The following is a 25,765-nucleotide window of genomic DNA, read 5'->3' as shown; positions in this document are numbered from 1 at the left end:
GCTGATTTCCTTTGTGGTGCTCTATATGGGAGGCACGCTTGCCCTCGGCGTCTGGGCAGGAACGCGCATTAAAAACACCAGCGACTTCGCCGTGGCCGGCCGCAGCCTGCCGCTGATCATGGTGATCACCACCACGTTCGCGACCTGGTTCGGCGCAGAAACGGTGATGGGAATTCCGGCGCGTTTCGTGCAGGGCGGCTTGAACGCCATTGTCGAAGATCCGTTCGGCGCTGGCACCTGCCTGATTCTGGTCGGCCTGTTCTTCGCCGCGCGCCTGTACAAGCAGAATCTGCTGACCATCGGCGATTTCTATCGCCTTCGCTACGGCAAGGGCGTGGAAGTGTTCTGCTCGGTGGCGATCATCATCAGCTATCTCGGCTGGGTGGCGGCGCAGATCACGGCGCTGGGTCTCGTCTTCAATGTGCTGACCGGCGGTGCGATGTCGGAAATGACAGGCATGATCGTCGGCACGCTCGCCGTGCTGATCTATGTCGTGATCGGCGGTTTTCTGGCCGTGGCGTGGACCGATTTCATCCAGATGATCGTGCTGGTGATCGGCCTTTCCGTGATCGCGCTGTTTTCGGCGCATCTGGCCGGCGGTGCGGAGCATGTGCTCGCGCTGGCGAGCGAGAAGGACATGTGGAAATTTCTGCCCGAGCCATCCTTCACCGAAATGGCCGGCTTCGTCGCCGCCGGTCTGACCATGATGCTGGGCAGCATCCCGCAGCAGGACGTGTTCCAGCGCGTGATGTCCGCCAAGGATGCTGCCACCGCGCGCAAGGGCGCGGTCATCGGCGGCGTCAGCTACATCCTGTTTGCCTTCGTGCCGATGTTCATCGTGGCTGCTGCCATTGTCGTGATGGGCGCGAGTGCGATGGACATGATCAACGATGATTATCAGCGCCTGTTGCCGACCTTCGTGCTGACCAAGATGCCGCTGATCATGCAGATCTTCTTCTTCGGTGCCTTGCTGTCCGCGATCAAGAGCACGTCCTCGGCGACGCTGCTGGCGCCATCGACCAGTTTTGTCGAGAACATTCTCAAGAACCTGCGTCCGCGCATGAGCGATCGCGAGCAACTGTTCGCCATGCGCGCCACGATCGTCGTGTTCGCGGTGCTGGTGCTGATCTATGCGATTGCGATGCGCGGCACCTCGATCTACGACATGGTGTCGGCCGCCTATCAGGTCACGCTGGTCGGCGCTTTCGTGCCGCTGGTCATGGGCCTGTACTGGAAACGCGCGACCACGCAGGGAGCGATTTTTTCGCTGACGGCGGGTGTCTTCGTCTGGGTTCTGTGCTTTCCGGAACTGACGAACTGGGGCGAACAATTCCCCGGTCAGCTTGCCGGTCTGATCGCTGCCTTTGCCGGCATGATCGCCGGATCGCTGCTGCCGCAAATGCTGCGCGATCGCCAGGAGCCGAAGCCACCGGTGGAAGGCATGGTGATTTGACGACGGCGGAAGAGTTGCATTGCCGCTGCCTGCGGATGTTGTCAATCGATCAGCGCCCGGCTTGTCATTTCCGCAACGGACGCCGGAAAATGCCGGTACGCGCCTCTCAAATAGTGTCTCGTACCAGTGCAGGTTCGCATCATGCTGCGTAAAACGGCCCCGAAAGCCTTATAATTCAGGGTTTTTGATGATTTTTGCAGGAAGAGTTTCATCATGCCGATTTATGCGTACCGTTGCGACGATTGCGGTTTCTCCAAAGACGTGTTGCAGAAGATTTCCGATCCCGTGCTGACGGATTGCCCGTCGTGCGGCAAGCCGGCATTCAAGAAACAGGTGACGGCCGCCGGCTTCCAGCTGAAGGGAACCGGCTGGTATGTGACCGATTTCCGTGGCGGCCAGGGCGGCACGTCCGCTGCGGCGACCGGCGCCAAATCCGAATCGAAGTCCGAATCCAAATCTGAATCGTCCGATGCAGCGCCTGCCGCGTCGACAGCTTCGACCGGTACAGCGGCCAATAGCACGACCAGCGCCGACTGACCGTGCGTGCCGGTTTCCGGCTCACCATTTGAATAGATCAACTATGCGCAAATATTTCGTCACCGGCCTGCTGATCCTGGTTCCGCTTGCGATCACGCTGTGGGTGCTGAACCTGATCGTCAGCACGATGGACCAGTCGTTGCTGTTGTTGCCGGCCAGCTGGCGGCCGGAAGCCGTGTTCGGTTTTGCGATTCCGGGCCTGGGCACGATCCTGACGCTGCTGGTCATTTTCCTGACCGGACTTGCCACGCGCAATTTCATCGGCAAGCGTGTCGTGCTGGTGTGGGAATCCATCCTGCGCCGCATTCCGATCTTCAATACGATCTATTCCAGCGTCAAGCAGGTATCCGACACGCTGTTCTCGTCGTCGGGCAATGCCTTCCGCAAGGCGCTGCTGGTGCAGTATCCGCGCCAGGGCTCGTGGACCATCGCCTTCCTGACCGGCACGCCGGGCGGCGACGTGCGCAACCATCTGACCGGCGACTACGTCAGCCTGTACGTGCCGACCACGCCGAACCCGACGTCTGGTTTTTTCCTGATGGTGCCGCGCGCGGACACGATCGAACTCGACATGACGGTCGACGAGGCGTTGAAATATATCGTCTCGATGGGCGTCGTCACGCCGGATCATTTCGACAAGTCGAACCTCATCGATCCGAAGAAGGTTCCGGGCGCGACGCAATAATGCCCATGCCGTAACCAACGAATACAAGAAACTGAAACTGGAAACCTGAACATGTCTATGCGAACTCAATACTGCGGCCTCACCACCGAAGCGCTGCTCGACCAAACCGTCAGCCTGTGCGGCTGGGTGCATCGTCGCCGCGACCACGGCGGTGTCATCTTCATCGACCTGCGCGACCGCGAAGGTCTGGTGCAGATCGTCTGTGATCCGGATCGCGTCGATGTGTTCAAGAAGGCCGAATCGGTACGCAACGAATTCTGTCTGCGCATTACCGGCCTGGTGCGCCATCGTCCGGAAGGCACGACCAACGCCAATCTGACCTCCGGCAAGATTGAAGTGCTGGCGCATGAACTGGAAGTGCTGAATCCTTCCGTCACGCCGCCGTTCCAGCTGGACGATGACAACCTGTCCGAGACGACGCGCCTGACGCATCGCGTGCTGGACCTGCGCCGTCCGCAGATGCAAAACAATCTGCGCCTGCGCTACAAGGTCGCGATGGAAGTGCGCAAGTATCTGGACGAAAACGGCTTCATCGACATCGAAACGCCGATGCTGACCAAATCGACGCCGGAAGGCGCGCGCGACTACCTGGTGCCGTCGCGCGTCAACGCCGGCCAGTTCTTCGCACTGCCGCAGTCGCCGCAGCTGTTCAAGCAGCTGCTGATGGTCGCCAACTTCGATCGCTACTACCAGATCACCAAGTGCTTCCGCGACGAAGACCTGCGCGCCGACCGCCAGCCGGAATTCACGCAGATCGACTGCGAAACCTCGTTCATGACCGAACAGGAAATCCGCGATCTGTTCGAAAACATGATCCGTCTCGTGTTCAAGAAAGTGCTGGACGTCGAACTGCCGAACCCGTTCCCGGTGATGGATTACGCGACCGCGATGGGCCTGTACGGCTCCGACAAGCCGGACATGCGCGTCAAGCTGCAGTTCACCGACATGACCGACGTGATGAAGGACGTCGACTTCAAGGTCTTCTCCGGTGCCGCCAACATGGAAGGTGGCCGCGTGGTTGCATTGCGCGTGCCGGGCGGCGGTGCGATGCCGCGTTCCGAGATTGACGCCTACACGCAGTTCGTCGCGATCTACGGCGCCAAGGGCCTGGCCTGGATCAAGGTCAATGAGAAAGCCAAGGGTCGCGATGGTCTGCAATCGCCTATCGTCAAGAACATCCACGACGCTGCACTGGAAAAGGTCATCGAGCTGACCGGCGCGGAAGACGGCGATCTGATTTTCTTCGGCGCCGACAAGGCGAAGGTCGTCAATGATGCGATCGGCGCGCTGCGCGTGAAGGTCGGCCACAGCGAATTCGGCAAGAAGAACGGCCTGTTCGACGATGCATGGCGTCCGCTGTGGGTGATCGACTTCCCGATGTTTGAATTCGACGAAGACAACCAGCGCTGGGCAGCCGTCCACCATCCGTTCACCGCGCCGAAGGATGGTCACGAAGACCTGATGGAATCCGATCCGGGTCGCTGCATCGCCAAGGCGTACGACATGGTGCTGAACGGCTGGGAACTGGGCGGCGGTTCGGTTCGTATCCATCGTGCTGAGGTGCAAAGCAAGGTATTCCGTGCGCTGAAGATCGGCGCCGAGGAAGCGCAGCTGAAGTTCGGCTTCCTGCTGGACGCGCTGCAGTATGGCGCGCCGCCGCACGGCGGTCTGGCGTTCGGCCTCGATCGTCTGGTGACGATGATGTGCGGCGCGGAATCGATCCGCGACGTCATCGCCTTCCCGAAAACGCAGCGTGCGCAGGACCTGCTGACGCAGGCACCGTCGGAAGTCGACGAGAAGCAATTGCGCGAACTGCATATTCGCCTGCGCAACGTGGAGCCGGCTGCCAAGGCCTGATACAAGTTGCTGCAAGTTGCGACATAAAGTTGCGGCATAATGAAGGCGCGGATTTCCGCGCCTTTTTTATTTTGCTTCGATTTCAGTTCGATTCATGCAGAAGAACCAGCCTGCGCCGACCAAACCGTACAAGATTCCCCAGTCCGTGCTGGTGGTCATTCATACGCCTGAACTCGAGGTGCTGATGCTGGAGCGGGCAGACCGTCCCGGTTTTTGGCAATCGGTGACGGGTTCCAAGGATGCGATCGACGAGCCGTGGACCGAAACCGCGATTCGCGAAGTGGCCGAGGAAACCGGCATTGTGATTGTCGCCGACGACAAGACCGGCGGGCCGGCCGCGGTTTCCATCGAACATCTGCACGACTGGCAACTTTCCAACGTCTACGAAATCTATCCGGTGTGGGGCTATCGTTACGCGCCGGGTGTCACGCGCAACACTGAGCATGTGTTCGGCCTGCGTGTGCCGCGCGACATCGCGGTCACGCTGTCGCCGCGCGAGCATCTGCGCTACGAATGGCTGCCGTGGCGTGAGGCTGCCGATCGCTGTTTCTCCGCATCCAACGCAGAGGCGATCCTGCAATTGCCGGATCGCTACGGTGATGGCCGTGCCGATTTCCTGCACGTCTGCGTGAGCCATCGAACCGATGCGTTGAAGGAATGACGGTATCGTCGCATGCGGAAATGTGCGACGCCCCGGGTTGTTGCCTGTTGAATTTGGCTGTGCATTGTTTGCCGGATATCCGATCTGCATGAAACTGAAAATCACGACCTACAACATTCATAAAGGCGTCTCCTCCTTCGGTGCGCGGCCGCGCGTCCATGCGCTGAAGCAGGCCATCAGCGGGATGCAGTCCGACATCCTGTTTCTGCAGGAAGTGCAGGGGCGGCACGATCTGCATGCGATCAAGCATGCGACGGACTGGCCTGAACTGGCGCAGCAGGATTTTCTCGCGGGCGATTCGCATGAATGTGCATACGGCATGAATGCGGTCTACGATCACGGCCATCACGGTAATGCGTTGCTGAGCGCCTTTCCGATCGTTTCCTATGCGAACAGGAATATCTCCGATCACAAGTACGAATCGCGCGGCATTCTCCATTGCATCGTGCGTGCGCCGGAAGCGGAAGTGCATTGCTATGTGATCCACCTGGGTTTGTTCGCCGGCAGTCGCAAGCGTCAGACCGATGCACTGATCGAAGCCGTCAAGGAAACGGCGGGTACCAGCGCACCCGTCATCATCGCCGGCGATTTCAACGACTGGGGCAACAAACTGAGCGAAGACCTGCGCGCCGAGCTTGGCGTCAACGAAGTCTTCGACGAGAACCTGTCGCGGCGCGGCTTCGGCACCTACATGCGCCAGCTGAGCGGCCGCGGCCCGAAGATGCAGCCGGCACGCACCTTTCCCGCCGCCATGCCTTTTTTGCAACTGGACCGCATCTACGTGCGCGGCTTCAAGGTAGAATCCGCGGAAGTCCTGCACGGTGCGATCTGGGCCAAGCTGTCGGACCATGCGCCCATCGTGGCGACGCTGAAGCTGAAATAGAACAAGAAAGGCGCGTCCGCATCGTGGCGTGCCGCCTTCATTGCGAGGACCCAGGCGCATGCGCGTGGTCAACTTCATCGGCGAGAACGATATTCAACTGCTGCATTGCGGCGCCGATTACTTTCCGGCGCTGATCGCCGCATTCGATGCCGCACGCATCGAAATCTATCTGGAAACGTATATCTTCGCCGATGACGAGACTGCGCGTGCGATCAAGCAGGCATTGACGCGTGCCGTAGCACGCGGTGTCACCGTCAATCTGGTGACGGACTGGGTCGGCACCGGCAGCATCCAATCCAAAGCCTTGCAGCGCGAGTGCGATGCAGCCGGCATTATCCATCGCAGCTTCAATCCGTGGTTCGTGCGCGGCATCGCGCGCATGCATCGCAAGCTCTGCGTGGTGGACAGGCAGATCGCCTTTCTGGGCGGGCTGAACATCGTCGACGACATGCACGATGACGACGATCCGCGCATCACGCTGCCGGCGCCGCGCTGGGATTTCGGCGTACGCATCACGGGGCCTCTGGTGGCGAGCATTCACTGGGAAATGGCCGTGTACTGGGCGCGCATGGGCAATCTGAGCTGGCGCACACGCTGGGCGACCTTTCGCGAGCAGCGGCGTCGCCGCCGTCACGCCGATGCCAGCATTCCGATGGTGGCAGGACTGGTGGTACGCGACAATCTGCGCAATCGCCGCACGATACAGACGGCTTATCTGAAAGCGCTGGGCGGCGCGCGGCATGCGGCCTTGCTGGCAAATCCGTACTTCGCGCCGGGGCGCCGCATGCGCAACGGGCTGGTGGCGGCTGCGCGACGTGGCGTTGCTGTGACCTTGCTGCTGGGCGTGGGGCAGTACCGGTTTCAGGACGTGATTGCGCGTTCCTACTATCCGCAGTTGTTGAAATCCGGCGTGCGCATCGTCGAGTACCGGAAGACGCAATTGCACGGCAAGGTCGCCGTCGTCGACGATCGATGGGCCACGGTCGGTTCCAGTAACTATGACGGCTTCAGTCTGTTCGTCAATCAGGAAGCCAATGTAGTCGTGCTCGATCAGGCTTTTGCGCAGACGCTGCGTGCGCATATCGAAGACGGTGTCGCCGACGGCGTGGAAGTGACGCTGACGGAATTCGAAGGCGTGCCCTGGTACAAGAAGGCGTTTTATCGCGTGGCTTACCTGATCTACGCCAGCATGTTGCGACTGATCACCTGGGGCAAGTCGGCAGAGTAGCAAACGCCCGCCTGACAAATTCGACAGAAATGTCTGATGCCGGACCTGCAAGGGACACGGCAGCAGGCATGGTCAAATCGTTCTACACTATGCGCTCCAAGCGGCGCCATCGGGCAACTCACCCGGCGGCGCCGCTATCGTTTCCGATGCAACAGACAAGTGAGAAGAATGGTTAAGCAGAGTGTTCGTGCGCAAGCGACGCTGGACGGTGAAGGTCTGCCGCTGCCGGAACGCAACTGGGCCATTCTGTCGGTTGCGATGGGCGTGTCGATGTCGTCGCTCGATACGGCGATTGCCAACACCGCGTTGCCAGCCATGGCCGCGCAACTGCATACGACGCCGGCCGATTCGGTCTGGATCGTCAACATCTATCAACTGGCGATGGTGGCGACGCTGCTGCCGTTCGCGGCGCTGGCGGAAATCCTCAGCTTCCGCCGCGTCTTCATTTTCGGCCTGCTTCTGTTCACGCTGGCATCCGCCGCCTGCGCGCTGGCATGGTCGCTGCCGACGCTGGTCATCGCGCGGTTCTTCCAGGGGGTCGGCGGCGCTGCCGTGATGGGCATCAATACTGCGCTGCTGCGCTCCATTTATCCATCCAGCATGCTCGGTCGCGGTCTCGGCACGAATGCGCTGGTGGTCGCGGTATCGTTCGCGGTTGGCCCGACGATCGCGTCCACCATCTTGTCACTGTGGTCGTGGCCTTGGCTGTTCGCGATCAACGTGCCGTTCGGCATGCTGGCTTTCTTCCTCGCACGCCGCTTCCTGCCGGAGACCGGGCGCGCCACGCATCGCTTCGATGCGCTGACGGCGCTGTACAACGGCGCGGCCTTCGGCCTGCTGATTCTCGCCATCGGCGAAGGCGCGCATCTGGCCGGCACGCGTACCGTGTTGCTGGAAGCCGGCGGCGCCTTGCTGTTTTTTATTCTGCTGCTGCGCCGACAGAAGGGTCATCAGGCGCCGATGCTGCCGGTCGATCTGTTCCGGCGGCCGCAGTTTTCGCTATCGGCATTGACGGCAGTCTTTACGTTCGGCGCGCAAGGACTGGCCTTCGTGTCGCTGCCGTTCTATTTCGAATCGGCACTCGGCCGTTCGGCGGTCGAGACCGGATTCCTGTTGACGCCGTGGGCGGTGCTGGTCGGCATCATGGCGCCGATTGCGGGGCGGCTCAGCGATCGCTATCCGGTCGGCATTCTGGCCGGCATCGGCACGGCGATCCTGTCGGCCGGGCTGATGCTGATGATCGTGATGCCGACGGATGCATCGACCCTCGACATCTGCTGGCGCATGGCGCTGTGCGGCATCGGCTTCGGCTTTTTCCAGGCGCCTAATCTGCGCGCCATTCTCAGCAGCGCGCCGCCCGAGCGCGGCGGCGGCGCCAGCGGCATCGTCGCGACATCACGGTTGATCGGGCAGGCGTCCGGTTCGGCGCTGGTGGCGTTCTGCCTCATCATTTCCGCACTGCATGGCGAAAAGCTCGCGCTTGGCCTGGGAGCGGCATTTGCCGCCGCCGCTAGCATCGCCAGCTTTTCGCGCATGTTCGTTGCGAAGAATCCATTTGCGAAACGATGACGATGGAACAGGTTCGCATCGATAAATGGCTGTGGGTGGCGCGTTTCTTCAAGACGCGTTCGCTGGCGACCGATGCGGTCGATGCCGGCCGCGTGCGGCTCGACGGCGAACGCATCAAGCCGGCGCGCAACGTTAAATGCGGCGATCTGCTGCAGATCGACAATGGCTCGACCGAATGGGAAGTCGTTGTGCGCGCCCTGGCCGACAAGCGTGGTTCCGCCGAGATCGCACAGAAGCTGTACACGGAAACCGAGTCCAGCATGGCGAAGCGCCAGCAGGAAGCCGAACGCCGCCGCTATTTCCGCGAACCGGCGCAGGAGATCAAGGGACGGCCGACCAAGCGCGACCGCCGCATGCTCGATCGCTCGAAATAGTCTCCACGGATAATGTCACGGTGCAGACACGATGCTCTGCGCATCATGCGGTAGTATTGACCCGATAGACAAACCGTACAAACGCAAGGAGACGATTCATGGGTCAATACACCGCCCCGCTGCGCGACATGCAATTCGTTCTGCACGAATTGCTGGGTGTTTCGGATGAGTTGAAGCAGTTGCCGAAATATGCGGATATCGATGCCGATACCATCAACCAGGTGCTGGAAGAGGGCGCGAAGTTCACGTCGGAAATCTTGTTTCCGCTCAATCACGTCGGCGATCGCGAAGGCTGCAAGCTCGATACGGCCACGCATGAAGTCACGCCGCCGGCCGGTTTCAAGGATGCCTACGACCAGTACGTCGCTGCCGGCTGGCCTTCTCTGTCGGCTGATCCCGAATTCGGCGGCCAGGGTTTGCCGACCGTGGTGCAGACTGTCTTTCTCGAAATGCTCAATTCCGCCAATCAGGCGTGGACCATGTATCCGGGCCTGTCGCACGGCGCTTACGAATGTCTGCTGAAGCACGGTACCGACGAACAGAAATCGCTGTACCTGCCGAAACTGGTCTCCGGCGAATGGACCGGCACGATGTGCCTGACCGAAGCGCATTGCGGTACCGATCTCGGTCTGCTTCGCACAAAGGCCGAGCCGCAAGCGGACGGTTCCTACAAACTGACCGGTAGCAAGATCTTCATCTCGGCCGGTGAGCACAACATGTCGCACAACATCGTGCATCTGGTGCTGGCGCGTCTGCCCGACGCGCCGGCCGGCACGCACGGTATTTCCCTATTCGTGGTGCCGAAATTCCTGCCGAGGGAAGACGGCACGCCGGGCGAGCGCAATCCGATTTTCTGCGGTGCGCTCGAAGAAAAGATGGGCATCCACGGCAATGCGACCTGTCAGATGAATATCGACGGCGCGAGAGGCTGGATGATCGGCGAGCCGAACAAGGGGCTGAACGCGATGTTCGTGATGATGAACGCGGCGCGCCTCGGCGTTGGCATGCAGTCGCTGGGACTGACCGAAGTCGCCTACCAGAATGCGCTGGCCTATGCGAAAGACCGCCTGCAGATGCGCAGCCTGACCGGCCCCAAGGCCACAGACAAGCCGGCCGATCCGATCATCGTGCACCCCGACGTGCGCCGAATGCTGCTGACGGCGAAAGCCTATGCCGAAGGTGGGCGTGCTTTCAGCTCCTACGTCGCGCTGCAGATCGATCGCGAACTGAATCATCCGGACGAAAAGGTGCGCGAAGAAGCGGCCGATGAAGTCGCGCTGCTGACGCCCATCGTCAAGGCCTTCCTGACCGACAATGGTTGGATTGCTGCATCCGAATCGATGCAGGTCTATGGTGGCCACGGCTACATCGCCGAATGGGGCATGGAGCAATACGTGCGCGATGCGCGCATCAACATGATCTACGAGGGTACCAACACGATCCAGTCGCTGGATCTGCTGGGCCGCAAGATTCTGCAGGACAACGGCGTCAAGCTGCGCAAGCTGGGCGAGAAGATCCGCAGCTATATCGAGGAAAACGGCCTCGATGAATCCATGTCCGAATTCATCACGCCGCTGGCCGATCTGGCGGCGAAGGTCGAAAAGCTGACGGCAGAAATCGGCATGAAGGCGATGAAGAACCCGGACGAGGTCGGCGCGGCTGCCGTGCCTTATCTGCGCGTGGTCGGCCATCTGATCTATGCGTACTTCTTCGCGCGCATGGCACAACTCGCGCTGGCAAAGCAGGATGGCGGCGATCCTTTCTACAAGGCCAAGCTGGCGACCGCGCGATTCTACTTCGCGCGCCTGTTGCCGGAAACGGCGATGTTGATCCGCCAGGCGCGCGCCGGTTCGGCCAGCCTGATGGAGCTGGAAGCCGAACTGTTCTGATGCTGCATTCTCCGCCGCGCCCGGCATGCTGCCGGCGCGGCTGCATCATTCGACAGACATTCTTTGTAGAGGTTTAGGCATGTCAAATTTCATCGTCAGGAAAGTGGCGGTCCTCGGCGCCGGCGTGATGGGCGCGCAGATCGCCGCGCATTGCGTCAACGCGAAAGTGCCGGTCGTGCTGTTCGACCTGCCGGCCAAGGAAGGGCCGAAGAACGGCATCGTGCTGCGCGCGATCGATAACCTGAAGAAGCTCAATCCCGCGCCGCTCGGCAATCCGGATCAGGCGGAATTGATCGAAGTCGCCAATTACGACGACGATCTGGCGAAGCTGGCCGAATGCGACATCGTCATCGAAGCGATCGCCGAGCGCATGGACTGGAAGCACGATCTGTACAAGAAGGTTGCGCCGCATCTGTCGCCTGCCGCGATCTTTGCGTCAAACACGTCGGGCCTGTCGATCACGGCGCTGTCCGAAGGCTTCGATGCCGATCTGAAGAAACGTTTTTGCGGCGTGCACTTTTTCAACCCGCCGCGCTATATGCATCTGGTCGAACTGATTCCGACGACTGCAACCGATGCGGCCATCCTCGACCGACTGGAAGCTTTCCTGACGAGCACGCTCGGCAAGGGCGTAGTGCGCGCGCTGGATACGCCGAACTTCATCGCCAACCGTGTCGGCATCTTCAGCATGCTGGCGACGATGATCGAAGCGGAGAAATTTGGGCTGACGGTCGATGTCGTCGATGACCTGACCGGCAGCAAGCTGGGGCGCGCGAAGTCCGGTACCTTCCGCACCGCCGACGTGGTCGGCCTCGATACGATGGCGCACGTGGTGAAGACGATGCAGGACAACCTGCAGGGCGATCCGTTCTACGCCGTCTATCGCACGCCGGACATCCTGACCAAGCTGATCGGCGCCGGCGCGCTCGGCGCGAAGGCCGGCGCGGGCTTCTACAAGAAGGTCGGCAAGGATATCCTGCGCATCGATCCAGTCAGCGCCGATTACGTTCCCGGTGGCGGCAAGGCCGACGATTTCATCGTCCGCGTGCTGAAGGAAAAGGATGCGGCGAAACGCATCAAAGCGCTGCACGATTCGAAAAATCCGCAGGGCCAGTTCCTGTGGGCCATCCTGCGCGACATTTTTCATTACATCGCCGTGCATCTGGAATCGATCGCCGACAATGCGCGCGACGTCGATTTCGCGATGCGTTGGGGCTTCGGCTGGTCGCAAGGGCCATTCGAACTGTGGCAGGCTGCCGGCTGGAAGCAGGTAGCGGACTGGATCAACGAAGACATTACGGCCGGCAAGACGCTGAGCGATGCGCCACTGCCGGAATGGGTATTCGGCGATCGCAGCAACGTGCACGCGGCGGACGGCTCATGGTCGCCGAAGCAGAAACGCAACGTGTCGCGCTCGACGCTGCCGGTCTACGAAAGACAGGTGTTCCGCGCCGGTCTGCTCGGCAACGACGGCGCGAACGGCACGACGGCCGGCACGACCGTGTTCGAAGACGATTCGGTGCGCATTTGGCATCAGGACGACGAGGTGCTGATCCTGTCGTTCAAGACCAAGATGCACGTGATCGGCCCCGGCGTGATCGCCGGCATGGAAAAGGCGATTGCCGAAGCCGAAAGCAATTACAAGGGACTCGTGATCTGGCAGGCCGATTCGGCCGAAGGCGGCGCATTTTCTGCCGGCGCCGATCTGCAGGCGATGTTGCCGCTGTTCATGTCCGGCGGCGTGTCTGCGATCGAGCCGATGGTGTCCAAGCTGCAGCAAGCGTACCAGAGACTGAAATACGCGAACGTGCCGGTCGTGGTCGCCGTTGCCGGCCTGGCACTTGGCGGTGGCTGCGAACTGCTGTTGCATGCCGCGCGTCGTGTCGCGTCGCTCGAATCGTATATCGGTCTCGTCGAAGTCGGCGTCGGTTTGATCCCGGCCGGCGGCGGCCTGAAGGAAGCGGCGGCGCGCGCTGCGCACAATGCGAAAGGCAACGACATCCTGCAGTTCCTGAAGAACGATTACATGCAGGCGGCGACGGCTGCCGTGTCGCGTTCCGCGCTGGAAGCGCAGACGATGGGCTACCTGAAAGCGGACGACGTGATCGTCTTCAATCCGTATGAATTGCTGCATGTCGCGAAGACGCAGGCGCGCGCGATGCACGATGCCGGCTATCGTCCACCGCTGAAGACGAAGATTCCGGTGACCGGCCGCTACGGCCTGGCGACAATCGGTGCGCAACTGATCAACATGCGTGACGGCGGTTTCATCTCGGCGCATGACTACAAGCTCGGCATGATGATCGCCGACGTCGTCACTGGCGGCGAAATCGAGAACGGCAGCCTGGTCGATGAACAATGGCTGCTGGACCGCGAGCGCCGCGCCTTCATGGAACTGCTGGCGCATCCGAAGACGCAGGAACGCATCATGGGCATGATGCAGACGGGCAAGCCGGTGCGTAATTGAAGGGGCAATAAAGCTACTGCGCAAACCAATCCCGACGCTGTGATGCTCGCCGTATGTCAGTACGGCTGCGCTTCTCGCGCCGGCCTTGATTCGCTCGCTACGCTTTCTCACCCCTTCCGAGCTGATCAAAGAATCAATTCTCCTTGGAGCACAAGATGAGCAAACAACTTCAGGAAGCCTACATCGTTGCCGCCACCCGCACGCCGATCGGCAAGGCGCCGCGCGGCATGTTCCGCCATACACGCCCGGACGATCTGCTGGTGCGCGCGATGCAGTCGGCACTGTCGCAGGTGCCGTCGCTCGATCCAAATGCGATCGAGGATGCCATCGTCGGCTGCGCATTCCCGGAAGCGGAGCAGGGACTGAACATGGCGCGCATGAGCGTGCTGCTGGCCGGTCTGCCGAAGACGGTAGGCGGCGTCACCGTCAACCGCTACTGCGCGTCCGGTCTGACGGCGCTGGCGATGGCGGCTGACCGCATCCGCGTCGGTGAAGCGGATGCGATCATCGCTGCCGGCGCCGAATCGATGTCGATGGTGCCGATGATGGGCTATCACCCGTCGATGAACATGGGCATCTTCAAGGACGAAAACATCGGCATGGCCTACGGCATGGGGCTGACGGCGGAAAGGGTCGCTGAACAATGGAAAGTGTCGCGCGAGGCGCAGGATGCGTTCTCACTGGAATCGCATCGCCGCGCAATTGCGGCGCAGCAGAGCGGCGAATTCGCTGATGAGATCACGCCGGTGGAAATCGTCGAACGCCTGCCGAACATGCAGAGCGGCGAGATCGACATCAAGACGCACACCGCCAATCTCGACGAAGGTGCACGTGCCGATACCAGCATGGAAGCGTTAGGCAGATTGCGGCCGGTGTTTTCGCCGAAAGGCTCGGTCACTGCTGGCAACAGTTCGCAAACGTCCGACGGCGCTGGTGCGCTGATCGTCGTCAGCGAAAAAATCCTGAAGCAGTTCAACCTGACGCCGCTGGCGCGTTTCGTCTCCTTTGCCGTGCGCGGCGTGCCGCCGGAAATCATGGGCATCGGTCCGAAGGAAGCGATTCCTGCAGCATTGCGTGCAGCCGGCCTGAAGCAGGATCAGATGGACTGGATCGAACTGAACGAAGCATTCGCTGCGCAATCGCTGGCTGTGATCGGTGATCTGGGACTCGATCCTGTAAAGGTCAATCCGATGGGCGGTGCGATCGCGCTGGGACATCCTCTCGGCGCGACCGGCGCAATCCGTTCGGCCACTGTTGTGCACGGGCTGCGCCGTCGCAATCTGAAGTACGGCATGGTGACGATGTGCGTCGGCACCGGTATGGGGGCGGCGGGGATATTCGAGCGGATGTAGAACGTTATTTCCTGAAAGGAAAAACCGCATGCAATTTGCATGCGGTTTTTTATTCCATCTCTTCTTCCAGTTGCGCCCCTTCGTCCGAATGGAAGCGCTGTCGATAATCGAACGGACTGATCCCCAGCCTGCGGCCGAAGATGCGACGGAAGGTCGCTGCATTGCCGAAGCCGCAGCGGCGGGCGATTTCCGTCAGGCCGAGATCGGTGGATTCCAGATAGCGGCGCGAGGCATCGATGCGTGCATCGTTGACGAAGTTCATCACCGTCATTCCGCATTCCTGCTTGAACACGCGCGACAGATGGCGCGCGCTCATCTGCATCTTCTCCGCAATCGACGGCAGCGTATGTTCGGTTTCCAGATTGCCGAGAATGTAGCTCTGCACGGCGGCGACAGGTGAATCGTTTTCGACCTGCAATTCCAGCAGCGGGCTGAACTGCGATTGGCCACCGGCGCGGCGCAGATAGACGATCAGATACTTGGCGACGTCGATCGCCATCTTCTTGCCGAAATCCTCCTCGATCAGGGCCAGCGACAGATCGATGCCGGCGGTGACACCAGCAGTCGTGTAGAGCGAACCGTCCTTCACATAGATGCGGTCCGGTTCGACTTTCGCTCTGCGGAACATCGTCGACAGACGCGCCGCATCCATCCAGTGCGTGGTGACGGTCTTGCCGCCAATGATGCCGGCGGCGCCGAGCGCGAAGACGCCGTTGCAGATGGCGCCGATGCGGCGGCAGTTTTCATTCTGCATCGCCAGCCAGTCAGTTAGCGTGGTGTCTTCGAGAATGTCGAACACGCCGAGTCCGCCAGGCACGATCAGCGTATCGAAGTGCGGTGTCGGATCGAAGATCGTGCGATCCGGCGAAATCGTCAATCCGCTTGAAGTTTGAATCGGCCCGCGCGTGGTGGCGACAGTCATGATTTCGTATTCGCATTCGCCGTTGCTGAGCACTTTCACTTCGGCGAAGGCATCGCCGGGCGCGGCGATGTCCAGCATCTGGAAGCGTGGGAAGACCAGCAGGCCGACGGTAATTTTTCGCATGACGAACAGAAACGGTAGAGATGGCTCAGAGGTAATTGGATGATTGCGGCGATGATATCAAGTTTGCCGTGCGCTGAGCTGCGGCAAACCGATGTGAAGAAAGGGAAGCAAAGGCAATCTCCGGAGCGCAAGCAAGAGAGAAGTACATGCTGGCGACATTCTCCGGTTGCCTGACGATCCGAGCGCGGGCGCACGACCGTATCGGCCATGCGCCCTTATTGCATCTATTCCCCTTTATCGCATTACACGGCTTTCGACGCGTGCAGCGCGGCGATCTGCTCCGGCGTATAGCCGAGGCGCTTCAGCACTTCGTCGGTGTGTTCGCCGAGCAGCGGCGAAGGCTTGATCTCCGGCTTCAGTTCGGAGAACTTGATCGGGCTGCCGACGGTCAGGTACTTGCCGCGTGCCGGATGATCGACTTCGACGATGGAACCGCTGGCGCGCAGCGACTTGTCTTCGGCGATCTCCTTCATCGATAGCACGGGTGCGCACGGGATGTCGTACTTGCGGAAGATGTCGACGGCTTCGAACTTGGTCTTGTCCTTCAGGAAGTTTTCGATGAAGGCGAAGATGTCGAAGATCTTGTCCTGGCGCGCCTGCGGCGTGTTGTATTCCGGATCGCTGATCCATTCTTCCTTGCCCAGTGCGCGGCAGATCGGTTCCCACGCGTGGCCCTGGATCGTGAAGTAGATGTAGGCGTTCGGATCGGTTTCCCAGCCCTTGCACTTCAACACCCAGCCCGGCTGGCCGCCGCCGCCGGCATTGCCGCCGCGCGGCACCACGTCGGTGAACTTGCCGTTCGGGTATTGCGGATATTCTTCCAGATAGCCGACCTTTTCCAGGCGTTGCTGATCGCGCAGCTTGACACGCGTCAGGTTCAGCACTGCATCCTGCATCGACACCGATACCTTCTGGCCCTTGCCTGTCTGCTGGCGACCCATCAGCGCGGTCAGGATGCCGATCGCCAGATGCATGCCGGTGTTCGAGTCGCCGAGTGCGGCGCCACTGACGGTCGGCGGGCCGTCCCAGAAACCGGTGGTCGATGCGGCGCCGCCGGCAGCCTGCGCGACGTTTTCATAGACCTTCAGGTCTTCGTAATGGTGGCCGTCGGAAAAGCCCTTGACCGATGCCAGGATCATGCCGGGATTGATTTCCTGGATGCGTTCCCACGAAAAGCCCATGCGGTCCAGTGCGCCCGGTGCAAAGTTTTCGACCAGCACGTCGGATTCCTTGATCAGTTTTTCCAGCACTTCCTTGCCTTCCGGTGTCTTGGTGTCCAGCGTCAGCGATTTCTTGTTGCTGTTGAGCATCGTGAAATAAAGCGCGTCCACGCCGGGGATGTCGCGCAGCTGCGAACGCGTGACGTCGCCGGAGCCGGGACGCTCGACCTTGACGACGTCGGCGCCGAACCAGGCCAGCAACTGGGTGCAGGCCGGGCCGGCTTGCACGTGGGTGAAATCGATGATCTTGATGCCGTTGAGCGGGGTGTTCATGTATTTCCCTTTCTGTCGTGAAGTGCCGCGTGTCCGTTTTTAGACGATGTGGCGTCAATAAAAACGGCCGCATCCGCACGGAATTGGCCAGCTTTCGATCGTGTTCCGCAAGGTGCTCGGGGGAGGCGATGCGTCTGGTTCGAATTGATTCTGCCGAGGCTTTTTATGCGTTTCCACGCTTATTTTTCGGCTGGCTGGCAATGTCCGGAAGGTGTCGGAGATGCGGCGAAGGAGTGGCCTGATTTGTTTGTAAGTAAAAATCAGGACATGGCGTGAATGTCCGTTTTTTGTCAAAACGGACTGGCTGAAAAGAAGGAAAGCGAGATTTACGGACGGGCGGTTTTGCCGAATGCGGCGAAATTGGCGCGGTACTGCAGCGCGGTGATGCCCAGTCGTTTGACGAACACTTGGCGCATCTGATCCGGATTGCGGAAGCCGCAGTGCCAGGCAACCGTTTTCAGCGGTTCCGACGTGGTTTCCAGCAAAGCCCGCGCGGCATCCAGTCGTGCACTCTCGATGAAATCGGCTGGCGTGGTCTTCGCATCGCGCGCGAAGACGCGGGCAAAATTGCGCGGACTCATCGAGACGACGGCGGCCAGCGATTCGACGGTAAGGTTTTCCGCCAGATGATCGCGCACGTACTGGAGGACGATGGCAACCGGCGAGCTTTCTTCGACGTAGGGCGTGAGGTAAGGACTGAACTGCGATTGGCCGCCCTGGCGCTGCGTGAAGACGACCAGCCGGCGCGCGACATGCAGTGATACGTCCGGTCCGCAATCGGCGGACAGCAGGAATAGCGACAGATCGATACCGGCGGTGACGCCGGCCGATGTCACCAACTGATCGTCTTGCAGGAAGATGCGATTGGCATCGACGCGGGCCTGCGGAAACATGTCGGCCAGTGCCGCAGCATCGTTCCAGTGGGTGGTGACGGTACGACCGTCGAGCAGTCCGGCGTGGCCAAGCAGGAAGGCGCCGTTGCAGATCGAACCGTGTCGGCTGCTGGCGCTTGCGACGCGACGCAGCCAGTTGCAGACGACTTCGTCGCGCGGCTGTTGCGGCAGTGCCGGACCGCCGGCGACCAGCAGCAGGTCGTAGCGTTCGTCGGCTTCGCTGTAGTGGCGATGTGCGGCAATCGGCAGGCCGTTCGAGCACGGAATCAGTCCGCGTTCGGTGCCGAGCACGTCGAGCCGGTATTGCCGCTCCGGCGGCAGGATGCGATTGGCTTCGGCGAACACATCGAGCGGGCCGGTCACATCAAGCGCCTGTACGCCTGGGAAAACAAGGATCGCAACGCTGGGCATGAGCATTCTCCGTCGAAGGGCGCCGTATTTTCGGCAGAGGGAATGTTACAGGCAAGGACGCGAATGCGAAAAGCGATTGTCTGCCGTGTGCGTGATGATGTGTGTGATCGTGCGTTAAGCAGTCTGCAAGTGAATGATGTTTCATGCATCGCTGCGGGCGAAGCGGCCACGATCGCTGAAAATTTTTCATCGGCTTGCCAGCAGGCTGAAGCAGAAACGGCTGCTACGATAGGCGGCAAGAAAATCCGAACCGGCGTGGGCATCGCGCCGTGCACGATCCGCTGCCTTTCCGTCTTTTTCCGTCTTCCTTTTCGCCTTTCCTTTTCATCTTTCTTCTCCTTCCATGCTCAATACGCTGCTGACTCTCCTTGTATTCCAGACGCTGGGCGAGGGCCTGGTTTATCTGCTGTCGTTGCCGGTTCCGGGGCCGGTGATCGGCATGCTGCTGTTGCTGTTCTATCTGATATTGACGAAGGACACGGCAGCCAGGCTGGCGCCTAGCGCATCGCAGCTGCTGTCGAACATGGCCTTGCTGTTCGTGCCGGCCTGCGTCGGTCTCAGCGTGCACCTGCATCGCATCGGACAGGAATGGCTGGCGATCTCGGTCGCGCTGATCGTCAGCACGGTGGTGTCGCTGGTTGTGACGGCGCTCGTCATCAAGAGCCTGAAACGCCGGAGCGAAAAATGATGCCGAGCCTGAATACCGTCTGGGTCTATCTCGCCGGATCGCCCTTGCTGTGGCTGACGGCGACGCTGGTGGCCTACAGGATCGCGATGTGGATCTACGAGCGTAGCGGCCGCAGCCCGCTTGCCAACCCGGTGGCGATTTCGGTGGCATTGCTGATTGTGGTGCTGTACGTGACGGGCACGCCGTACAAGACGTATTTTGACGGCGCGCAATTCGTGCATTTTCTGCTGGGGCCGGTCACCGTCGCGTTGGCGATTCCGCTGTATCAGCAGCTCGATAAATTGCGTCGCCACTGGTTTGCCTTGCTGGCTGGCGCATTGGCCGGTGGTGCCGCAGCCATCGTCAGCGCAATGGGCGTCGCGTGGTTGCTGGGCGCATCGCCGCTGACGGTGCTGTCGATGGCGCCAAAATCGGTGACGATTCCGATCGCGATGGGCATCACGGAAAAAATCGGCGGCCTGCCGACGCTGACGGTGGTGATGGTAATGCTGACCGGCGTGTTCGGCGCAGGCATCGCGCAATATGTGTTCCGCCTGATCCGCATCGACGACGACATTACGTGTGGTTTTGCACTGGGTGCGACGGCGCACGGCGTCGGCACCGCGCGCGCGTTTCAGGTCAGCGAAGAGATGGGAGCATTCTCCGGTCTGGCGATGGGCATCTCCGGCATCCTGACGGCCTTCCTGCTGCCGCTGGCGTTGAAGCTGCTGGGCGTGATCTGATCAGCCGAACGCGCCGCCGGTCAGGTAAAGATCGGTGACGCGCGCGATGCTGGCGATCATGGCCGTGAAGCAGAGCGCGAAAGCCAGCACCAGAATGACGGCGATCGGCCACTTCGATGTCGTCTTGCCGGGAGATTGCGGATTGTGTATCGCATCCCATTTTTCATCCGGCGTGACGCCGATGATGAGCGCCTCGATCAGACCCGCATAGACCGAGAATGGAAAGATGGCCAGCACGAGGATCGGCAGCGACTGATGCGTGCGCATCAGCGATATGGCCGACAGGAACAGGATGAAGGCGATCAGGTAGTTCCAGCCCCAGAAATCGCGCCAGCCGTGCAGGTAGAAACGATGTGCGCCGATGCCGCCGAATAGTGCGGCGATCAATGTCGTCAGGGTCTTGCTTTTGTGCGAACGGATTTCAGTCATGGATTTCAGTGATGCTCTTCAGTGTTGATTTTCAGGGAAGCGGACGGGAACGATAACGGTTGACGTCGATGGGCGATACGGCGTTGGCCTCATTGCCCCAGGAATTGCGAATATACGTGACGACGGCGGCGACTTCCTCGTCGCTTAGCGATTGCGCGAAGGGTGGCATGCCGTAAGGACGCGGATTACCGGCCGTGCCCGGTGCGAAGCCGCCATGCAGCACGATGCGGACGACGTTGGCGATGACTGGCGACGTGACGGCGCGATTGTCCGCCAGCGCCGGATAGACGGACGGTACGCCGCGTCCCGATTCCTGGTGGCAGGCGGCGCAGTTGTCCTTGTACAATTTCGCGCCGGCGGAAATCATCGCCTTCTTGCCTTCCGGGCGCAGATCGGGGCCGGCAAGCGGCGGTGCGCTTTGTTGTGGCAGCGATTGCAGATAGCCGGCGATGGCGCGCGCATCGTCGTCCGTCAGGTGCTGCAGACTGCCGGCAACAACTTCGGCCATCGGTCCGCTGGCTGCGCGCTGCGGCGTGATGCCGGTTTGCATGAAGGCAGCGATGTGTTCGACTTCCCATGCGCCCAGGCCGTCCTGCTTGTCGCCATTCAAGGGCGGCGCGTACCAGTTCAGTATCGGAATCATGCCGCCACCGAGTTCGGCTTTGTCGCCGATACCGCCGAATTGGTTACGCGTCGAATGGCAGGCGGCGCAATGTCCGAGGCCTTGCGTCAAATAAGCGCCACGGTTCCACGCAACGGAACGGCTATCGTCGTTCGCATATTGCCCGGGACGGAAGTACAGCGCGCGCCATGCATACAGCAGCCAGCGATTGTCGTAGGGCGAGCGCAATTCGGCAGCGCGATTTTCCTGATTGACGGACGGCAGCGTCCGCAGCCACGCAAAAATCGCATCCGAATCGGCGCGCGTGACCTTGGTGAAACTGGTGTAGGGGAACGCCGGATACAGCAGCGAACCATCCTTCGAGCGGCCGTCGTGCATCGCACGCCAGAAGTCGTCGCTGTTCCAGTCGCCAATGCCGGTCTGTTTGTCCGGCGTCAAATTGGATGCATAGATATCGCCGAACGGTGTGGGCACGGCGCGACCGCCCGCATAAGGCTGGCCGCCGCGTGCGGTATGGCAGCTCATGCAATTGCCGATGCGCGCGAGATATTCGCCGCGAGCGATTTGCTGTTTTATATCGGCAGGCGGCGTCGACGGCTGGTCCAGATCCGGATTGCGGTTGGCGGCAAACAGCCAGATCGCGATGGCGGCGACGATCGCCAGCACCAGCCAGCCGAGCAGATGAAGGACGCGCCGGATCATGGCGACAGCTTGCCGCATTCGAGCGGCAGTTTGACGGTCAGTCGGGGCGCAGGTGAGGCATCGGCCGGCACATGTTGTTCGGCCAGCCACGCGGTGGTCGCGCTGATGTCGGCGCTGCTCATTTTTTGCACGATGTGTGCCATGCAGTCGGGTTGCGCCGCATGGCGTGTACCGATTTTCCATGCGCCGATCTGGCCGAGCAGGTAATCGCGCGGCAGGCCGATCAGTCCGGGAATCGCCGGCGCGGTGCCGGTCAGTTTTGTGCCGTGGCAGGCGATGCAGGCCGGAATGCCTTTGGCCTTGTCGCCTTCATGTACCAGCTGGCGGCCGCGTTCCAGTTCCGCTGCAGTGGCCTGTGTCGGCTGCGGCGGTGGATAGGGCGGATGCTGGTCGGCGAAGTATTGCGCGATCTCGCGCAGATAGGCATCGGACATATTGTCCAGCATGGCCGTCATGACCGGATAGGTGCGCTTGCCTTCGCGGAAATTGACGAGCTGGTTGTAGAGATAGCCCGCCGGCTTGCCGGCCAGGCGCGGATAGTAGCCGTCGCTGCCGGCGCGTCCTTCCTTGCCATGACAGACGGTGCAGGCCGCCACGCGCTGCGCGATGGTGTCCGGCACAACACTTTGCTGCGCGTATGCAGCCTGTGCCGCAAACAGCAGCGCCGTTGCGAACAGGTGAGACCAGGCAAAGGGAAGAAACGGCTTGCTCATTTATAGATCTGGTTGTGGGCAAATGCACGATCGACCGGCACATGATACTGCAAGCATGCTGCCGGCAGACTACAATGTCGGCTGAAGCAGGACAAGACAACCGCTGGTCGCCTCACGGCGGCGGGAGGAAGGTCCGGACTCCACAGAGCAGGGTGACGGCTAACGGCCGTCCGCTGAAAGCCGAAAGGTATAAGGCGAGGAACAGGGCCACAGAGACGAGTCTTTGGGACCGGGGAGGGCGAAAGCCGCTCCCTGCGTCACAAAGGGTGAAACGCGGTAACCTCCACCCGGAGCAATTCCAAATAGGCACGCGTTGAGGTGGCTCGCGGAGCGTGCGGGTAGGAAGCTTGAGCCGTGGAGTAATTCACGGCCTAGAGGAATGGTTGTCATAGCAGGCGGCGACGCCTGCCGTAACAGAATCCGGCCTATCGGACTGCTTCATTTTTTTTCGGACGGCGCGCATTTTTGCGCGCCGTTTTTCTATGTGGTTACGGGGTAGCGTCGCCGTGTGGGTGATGCGACGTGAGCGATGTGAGTTAATTAACGCACAGAAAAATTCCATCCGTTCCGGCAGGCTGTCGCCGTTCCTCGCGGCATTTGTCCCGCTATCGTCAGCCGGGCATGCAGGGGAAGGGAGATGCTCCATGAACCTTTATCTTTCCATCGGCCCACTGGTATCGCTGATCGCCGGCATTCTGATTCTCGTCGTGCCGCGTCTGCTCAATTACATTGTCGCGATTTACCTGATCGTCATCGGTCTGATCGGCCTGTTCGGCAACGGGACGATCAAGTAACAGTGAGCCGGCCTGTCGTGCCTTTCATGCTATAACCTGATGCACGACATTTCGTTGCGGAGCGATCGGATGATGCGCGGATTCATGCTGTTGGGTTTGCTTGCATTGTGCGGAGCTGCTGATGCTGCCGACTTGTACCGCTGGGTGGATGAAACCGGCCGCACGCAGATTTCCGATGTGGTGCCGGCGCGCTATCGCGATGTGGCGACGCGGATCGACACCAGCGCCTCCGAGATTCCCGAAAGTCAGCGACAGGAAGCCCTGGAGCGTGCCGCGCGTGAAAAACAGCTGGTCGAGGAACGCATGCGTGCGGCGCAGCCGCCGTCCCCGCCACCGGCTCCCGTTCCACAACCCAAGACCGTTGAATTGACACCGCCAGACAACAGCGATGCCGAATGCGCGGAGCTGATTCGTGCCTATCGTGAAAGCCAGGAATGCTTTGCGCCATTCATGGTGATGCGCCGGGATGGCCGGCATCATCGACGCGGCTGGGTGCGTCCCGAGGCCTATCGTTATTGCCAGCGCGTGCAAAGTCCGTATGCGAAATGCGGATTGCCGTCGCGTTCGCCGAGCGATTCTCCCTATCCTTGACTGCATGCAGGCCGGTTTGCCGCGTCACTCGATACGATGCGACAATCGGCAAAATTTGCAGATGAGGGTAGCCATGAAAGATGAATCCAGCGTTTCACTGTCCGATTTTCCCATTGCGAAAAAATGGCCGGCGCAGCATCCCGAGCGGCTCCAGCTCTATTCGCTGCCGACGCCCAATGGCGTCAAGGTGTCGATCATGCTGGAAGAGACAGGCTTGCCCTACGAGGCGCACCTGGTGAGTTTCGACAGCAACGACCAGAACTCGCCGGCGTTTCTCTCGCTCAATCCGAACAACAAGATTCCGGCCATCATCGATCCGAACGGACCGGATGGAAAGCCGCTTCCCTTGTTCGAATCCGGCGCGATTCTTGTCTACCTTGCGGAAAAGACCAGCAAGTTCATGCCCAAGGATGCTGCCGGTCGCTACGAAACGCTGCAGTGGCTGATGTTTCAGATGGGCGGCATCGGGCCGATGTTCGGACAGGTTGGTTTCTTCCACAAATTCGCCGGCAAGGACTATGAAGACAAGCGTCCGCGCGACCGCTACGCTGCCGAATCCAGACGCTTGCTTGGCGTGTTGAATCAGCGTTTGACCGGACGCGACTGGATCATGGGGCAAGAGTACGGCATCGCCGATATCGCCATCTTCCCTTGGGTGCGTAACCTTGTCGGCTTTTACGGCGCGCGCGATCTCGTGGGTTTCGACGATTTCCCTGAAGTGCAGCGTGTGCTGGAAGCGTTCCTTGCGCGTCCTGCCGTGGTCAGAGGTCTGACGATTCCGGCGGCGTCCTGAATCGATTGCGGTGTTTTTCGCATCTGACCGGCAATCGTCGGGATTGTCGGCCTGTCTGATACGCGTGACAGGGAAGTGAGCGAGAAGTAGGCGATAAGCGAATGGCAAAAGCGGGCGATTGAATATCGCCCGCTTTTTTTATGCAAAACGAGAAGCGGCGTGCGTTTTCTCCACATTTGCGATGCGGCGCAATATGGGCAAAGTACTGTAAAACACATGTGTATTGCTGATGTTGCACTTTTACAGTCTTCCGTAAGTGCTTAATTCTTATGTGAATTTGGTGTTCGATGTTGCGTCAACGTAATGCGCTAAGTCCTTGACTTCATTGGAAAAAATCCTGTTTTTACCCCTGAAATTCTCTTGACCGGTATCAAGCCATCCTCTAAAGTGGGCGACAGTGTGAAAAAGTGTAGTTTTGTGGGGATTTTTTCCTGCAGATTGCATGTCAGTCACCAGCAACGCATACCGACAAAAGGATTACAGGGTGTTTCAAGGCGCGTCTTCTCTCAATCTCGATGCCAAGGGCCGGATGACCATTCCCGCCCGTCATCGTGACGCACTGCAGCTGCAGTGCGAGGGACGCGTCACGCTGACGAAACACCCGGACGGATGTCTGCTTCTCTTCCCGCGTTCCGTGTGGGAAACCCGCCGCGAAGAAATCGCCAAGTGGCCGATTTCCGCGCGCGCCTGGCAACGCATCTTCCTCGGCAATGCCGTGGATGTCGAATTCGATACCGCCGGCCGCATCCTGATTGCGCCTGAACTGCGCGCAGCAGGCGGCCTGACGCGCGACGTCATGCTGATGGGCATGGGCAGTCATTTCGAGATTTGGGATGCCGAAAAACTCGCCGAAAGCGAATCCAGCGCGATCGCTGCCGGCGTACCCGACGTATTGAACGATTTTTCCTTCTGAC

The 25,765-nt window shown here is 60.4% G+C and carries 24 protein-coding genes and 1 other RNA gene; 19 read left to right on the top strand and 6 right to left on the bottom strand.

Going from position 1 to position 25,765, the window contains the following annotated elements:
• Position 1 precedes the first annotated feature (1 nt).
• From ACO1VH_RS04475 to ACO1VH_RS04420, 12 genes are all read left to right on the top strand, one after another.
• Entirely contained in the window at positions 2-1,453 is a 1,452-nt protein-coding gene (locus tag ACO1VH_RS04475) for a high affinity choline transporter 1 (protein ID WP_486242791.1), read from the top strand.
• A 213-nt stretch (positions 1,454-1,666) separates the two neighbouring features.
• On the top strand, positions 1,667-1,990 hold the full coding sequence (locus tag ACO1VH_RS04470; protein ID WP_486242789.1) for an FmdB family zinc ribbon protein: 324 nt from the start codon (positions 1,667-1,669) through the stop codon (positions 1,988-1,990).
• A 43-nt stretch (positions 1,991-2,033) separates the two neighbouring features.
• Positions 2,034-2,675 (top strand): DUF502 domain-containing protein, encoded by a 642-nt coding sequence (locus ACO1VH_RS04465; RefSeq protein WP_486242787.1) that lies wholly within the window; start codon positions 2,034-2,036, stop codon positions 2,673-2,675.
• Positions 2,676-2,726: 51 nt separating this feature from the next.
• The gene (gene aspS, locus ACO1VH_RS04460) at positions 2,727-4,532 is read left to right on the top strand and encodes an aspartate--tRNA ligase (RefSeq protein WP_486242785.1); all 1,806 of its coding nucleotides are present in this window, start codon (positions 2,727-2,729) and stop codon (positions 4,530-4,532) included.
• Between the two features lie 94 nt (positions 4,533-4,626).
• The gene (gene nudB / locus ACO1VH_RS04455) at positions 4,627-5,193 is read left to right on the top strand and encodes a dihydroneopterin triphosphate diphosphatase (RefSeq protein WP_486242783.1); all 567 of its coding nucleotides are present in this window, start codon (positions 4,627-4,629) and stop codon (positions 5,191-5,193) included.
• 88 nt (positions 5,194-5,281) lie between these two features.
• Entirely contained in the window at positions 5,282-6,076 is a 795-nt protein-coding gene (locus tag ACO1VH_RS04450; RefSeq protein WP_486242781.1) for an endonuclease/exonuclease/phosphatase family protein, read from the top strand.
• 58 nt (positions 6,077-6,134) lie between these two features.
• The gene (locus ACO1VH_RS04445) at positions 6,135-7,304 is read left to right on the top strand and encodes a phospholipase D-like domain-containing protein (RefSeq protein WP_486242779.1); all 1,170 of its coding nucleotides are present in this window, start codon (positions 6,135-6,137) and stop codon (positions 7,302-7,304) included.
• 168 nt (positions 7,305-7,472) lie between these two features.
• On the top strand, positions 7,473-8,873 hold the full coding sequence (locus tag ACO1VH_RS04440; RefSeq protein ID WP_486242777.1) for an MFS transporter: 1,401 nt from the start codon (positions 7,473-7,475) through the stop codon (positions 8,871-8,873).
• A 2-nt stretch (positions 8,874-8,875) separates the two neighbouring features.
• Positions 8,876-9,247 carry an RNA-binding S4 domain-containing protein gene (locus ACO1VH_RS04435; protein ID WP_486242775.1) on the top strand — a complete coding sequence of 124 codons (372 nt, stop codon included), beginning with the start codon at positions 8,876-8,878 and terminating at the stop codon, positions 9,245-9,247.
• 98 nt (positions 9,248-9,345) lie between these two features.
• Positions 9,346-11,136 (top strand): acyl-CoA dehydrogenase C-terminal domain-containing protein, encoded by a 1,791-nt coding sequence (locus ACO1VH_RS04430; protein ID WP_486242773.1) that lies wholly within the window; start codon positions 9,346-9,348, stop codon positions 11,134-11,136.
• Positions 11,137-11,215: 79 nt separating this feature from the next.
• Positions 11,216-13,603: a 3-hydroxyacyl-CoA dehydrogenase/enoyl-CoA hydratase family protein gene (locus ACO1VH_RS04425; RefSeq protein ID WP_486242771.1), complete on the top strand. Its 2,388-nt coding sequence runs from the start codon at positions 11,216-11,218 to the stop codon at positions 13,601-13,603.
• Positions 13,604-13,758: 155 nt separating this feature from the next.
• Positions 13,759-14,955 carry an acetyl-CoA C-acyltransferase gene (locus ACO1VH_RS04420; RefSeq protein WP_486242769.1) on the top strand — a complete coding sequence of 399 codons (1,197 nt, stop codon included), beginning with the start codon at positions 13,759-13,761 and terminating at the stop codon, positions 14,953-14,955.
• A 49-nt stretch (positions 14,956-15,004) separates the two neighbouring features.
• Here the strand turns inward: ACO1VH_RS04420 and ACO1VH_RS04415 are convergent, their stop codons facing one another.
• The 3 genes from ACO1VH_RS04415 to ACO1VH_RS04405 all read right to left on the bottom strand — a co-directional run bounded on the left by ACO1VH_RS04415 (position 15,005) and on the right by ACO1VH_RS04405 (position 18,797).
• Entirely contained in the window at positions 15,005-16,000 is a 996-nt protein-coding gene (locus ACO1VH_RS04415; protein ID WP_486242767.1) for a GlxA family transcriptional regulator, read from the bottom strand.
• Between the two features lie 242 nt (positions 16,001-16,242).
• Positions 16,243-17,493, bottom strand: coding sequence for a formyl-CoA transferase (gene frc / locus ACO1VH_RS04410; RefSeq protein WP_486242765.1), 1,251 nt, complete (start codon positions 17,491-17,493; stop codon positions 16,243-16,245).
• A 326-nt stretch (positions 17,494-17,819) separates the two neighbouring features.
• Positions 17,820-18,797, bottom strand: coding sequence for a GlxA family transcriptional regulator (locus ACO1VH_RS04405; RefSeq protein ID WP_486242763.1), 978 nt, complete (start codon positions 18,795-18,797; stop codon positions 17,820-17,822).
• A gap of 343 nt (positions 18,798-19,140) precedes the next feature.
• Between ACO1VH_RS04405 and ACO1VH_RS04400 the strand changes: the two genes are divergently transcribed.
• A complete protein-coding gene (locus ACO1VH_RS04400) occupies positions 19,141-19,485 on the top strand; it encodes a CidA/LrgA family protein (RefSeq protein WP_486242761.1) in 345 nt (114 codons plus the stop codon).
• Positions 19,482-20,207: an LrgB family protein gene (locus ACO1VH_RS04395; RefSeq protein WP_486242759.1), complete on the top strand. Its 726-nt coding sequence runs from the start codon at positions 19,482-19,484 to the stop codon at positions 20,205-20,207. The genes ACO1VH_RS04400 and ACO1VH_RS04395 overlap by 4 nt, the downstream gene beginning before the upstream one ends.
• Here ACO1VH_RS04395 and ACO1VH_RS04390 read toward each other — a convergent pair whose 3' ends face one another.
• Genes ACO1VH_RS04390 through ACO1VH_RS04380 form a run of 3 tightly spaced genes read right to left on the bottom strand, consistent with a single transcriptional unit; the run spans position 20,208 to position 22,673 of the window.
• On the bottom strand, positions 20,208-20,636 hold the full coding sequence (locus ACO1VH_RS04390) for an NINE protein (protein WP_486242758.1): 429 nt from the start codon (positions 20,634-20,636) through the stop codon (positions 20,208-20,210). It lies immediately after the preceding gene.
• 31 nt (positions 20,637-20,667) lie between these two features.
• Positions 20,668-21,960 (bottom strand): c-type cytochrome, encoded by a 1,293-nt coding sequence (locus tag ACO1VH_RS04385; RefSeq protein WP_486242756.1) that lies wholly within the window; start codon positions 21,958-21,960, stop codon positions 20,668-20,670.
• Positions 21,957-22,673 carry a c-type cytochrome gene (locus ACO1VH_RS04380; RefSeq protein ID WP_486242754.1) on the bottom strand — a complete coding sequence of 239 codons (717 nt, stop codon included), beginning with the start codon at positions 22,671-22,673 and terminating at the stop codon, positions 21,957-21,959. The genes ACO1VH_RS04385 and ACO1VH_RS04380 overlap by 4 nt, the downstream gene beginning before the upstream one ends.
• A gap of 83 nt (positions 22,674-22,756) precedes the next feature.
• Here ACO1VH_RS04380 and rnpB point away from each other — a divergent pair.
• From rnpB to mraZ, 5 genes are all read left to right on the top strand, one after another.
• Positions 22,757-23,117, top strand: an RNA gene (gene rnpB, locus ACO1VH_RS04375) — RNase P RNA component class A.
• Between the two features lie 200 nt (positions 23,118-23,317).
• Positions 23,318-23,467: a DUF3096 domain-containing protein gene (locus ACO1VH_RS04370; protein ID WP_486242752.1), complete on the top strand. Its 150-nt coding sequence runs from the start codon at positions 23,318-23,320 to the stop codon at positions 23,465-23,467.
• Between the two features lie 69 nt (positions 23,468-23,536).
• Positions 23,537-24,058, top strand: a complete 522-nt coding sequence (locus tag ACO1VH_RS04365; protein ID WP_486242750.1) for a DUF4124 domain-containing protein — start codon at positions 23,537-23,539, stop codon at positions 24,056-24,058.
• A gap of 73 nt (positions 24,059-24,131) precedes the next feature.
• On the top strand, positions 24,132-24,851 hold the full coding sequence (locus ACO1VH_RS04360) for a glutathione S-transferase N-terminal domain-containing protein (RefSeq protein ID WP_486242748.1): 720 nt from the start codon (positions 24,132-24,134) through the stop codon (positions 24,849-24,851).
• A 484-nt stretch (positions 24,852-25,335) separates the two neighbouring features.
• The gene (gene mraZ / locus ACO1VH_RS04355) at positions 25,336-25,764 is read left to right on the top strand and encodes a division/cell wall cluster transcriptional repressor MraZ (RefSeq protein WP_188419721.1); all 429 of its coding nucleotides are present in this window, start codon (positions 25,336-25,338) and stop codon (positions 25,762-25,764) included.
• The last annotated feature ends 1 nt before the right edge of the window (position 25,765 follow it).

The sequence above is a fragment of the Oxalicibacterium sp. genome (genome assembly GCF_057353965.1).
The sequence above is the reverse complement of the archived record's forward strand: the minus strand, read 5'-3'. Positions and strand labels throughout refer to the sequence as shown.

Excerpts from the sequence above, each read along its gene's own strand:
- ACO1VH_RS04470 (WP_486242789.1), top strand. The coding sequence starts at position 1,667 with ATGCCGATTTATGCGTACCGTTGCGACGATTGCGGTTTCTCCAAAGAC.
- ACO1VH_RS04465 (WP_486242787.1), top strand. The coding sequence starts at position 2,034 with ATGCGCAAATATTTCGTCACCGGCCTGCTGATCCTGGTTCCGCTTGCG.
- aspS (WP_486242785.1), top strand. The coding sequence starts at position 2,727 with ATGTCTATGCGAACTCAATACTGCGGCCTCACCACCGAAGCGCTGCTC.
- nudB (WP_486242783.1), top strand. The coding sequence starts at position 4,627 with ATGCAGAAGAACCAGCCTGCGCCGACCAAACCGTACAAGATTCCCCAG.
- ACO1VH_RS04450 (WP_486242781.1), top strand. The coding sequence starts at position 5,282 with ATGAAACTGAAAATCACGACCTACAACATTCATAAAGGCGTCTCCTCC.
- ACO1VH_RS04445 (WP_486242779.1), top strand. The coding sequence starts at position 6,135 with ATGCGCGTGGTCAACTTCATCGGCGAGAACGATATTCAACTGCTGCAT.
- ACO1VH_RS04440 (WP_486242777.1), top strand. The coding sequence starts at position 7,473 with ATGGTTAAGCAGAGTGTTCGTGCGCAAGCGACGCTGGACGGTGAAGGT.
- ACO1VH_RS04435 (WP_486242775.1), top strand. The coding sequence starts at position 8,876 with ATGGAACAGGTTCGCATCGATAAATGGCTGTGGGTGGCGCGTTTCTTC.
- ACO1VH_RS04430 (WP_486242773.1), top strand. The coding sequence starts at position 9,346 with ATGGGTCAATACACCGCCCCGCTGCGCGACATGCAATTCGTTCTGCAC.
- ACO1VH_RS04425 (WP_486242771.1), top strand. The coding sequence starts at position 11,216 with ATGTCAAATTTCATCGTCAGGAAAGTGGCGGTCCTCGGCGCCGGCGTG.
- ACO1VH_RS04420 (WP_486242769.1), top strand. The coding sequence starts at position 13,759 with ATGAGCAAACAACTTCAGGAAGCCTACATCGTTGCCGCCACCCGCACG.
- ACO1VH_RS04415 (WP_486242767.1), bottom strand. The coding sequence starts at position 16,000 with ATGCGAAAAATTACCGTCGGCCTGCTGGTCTTCCCACGCTTCCAGATG.
- frc (WP_486242765.1), bottom strand. The coding sequence starts at position 17,493 with ATGAACACCCCGCTCAACGGCATCAAGATCATCGATTTCACCCACGTG.
- ACO1VH_RS04405 (WP_486242763.1), bottom strand. The coding sequence starts at position 18,797 with ATGCCCAGCGTTGCGATCCTTGTTTTCCCAGGCGTACAGGCGCTTGAT.
- ACO1VH_RS04400 (WP_486242761.1), top strand. The coding sequence starts at position 19,141 with ATGCTCAATACGCTGCTGACTCTCCTTGTATTCCAGACGCTGGGCGAG.
- ACO1VH_RS04395 (WP_486242759.1), top strand. The coding sequence starts at position 19,482 with ATGATGCCGAGCCTGAATACCGTCTGGGTCTATCTCGCCGGATCGCCC.
- ACO1VH_RS04390 (WP_486242758.1), bottom strand. The coding sequence starts at position 20,636 with ATGACTGAAATCCGTTCGCACAAAAGCAAGACCCTGACGACATTGATC.
- ACO1VH_RS04385 (WP_486242756.1), bottom strand. The coding sequence starts at position 21,960 with ATGATCCGGCGCGTCCTTCATCTGCTCGGCTGGCTGGTGCTGGCGATC.
- ACO1VH_RS04380 (WP_486242754.1), bottom strand. The coding sequence starts at position 22,673 with ATGAGCAAGCCGTTTCTTCCCTTTGCCTGGTCTCACCTGTTCGCAACG.
- ACO1VH_RS04370 (WP_486242752.1), top strand. The coding sequence starts at position 23,318 with ATGAACCTTTATCTTTCCATCGGCCCACTGGTATCGCTGATCGCCGGC.
- ACO1VH_RS04365 (WP_486242750.1), top strand. The coding sequence starts at position 23,537 with ATGATGCGCGGATTCATGCTGTTGGGTTTGCTTGCATTGTGCGGAGCT.
- ACO1VH_RS04360 (WP_486242748.1), top strand. The coding sequence starts at position 24,132 with ATGAAAGATGAATCCAGCGTTTCACTGTCCGATTTTCCCATTGCGAAA.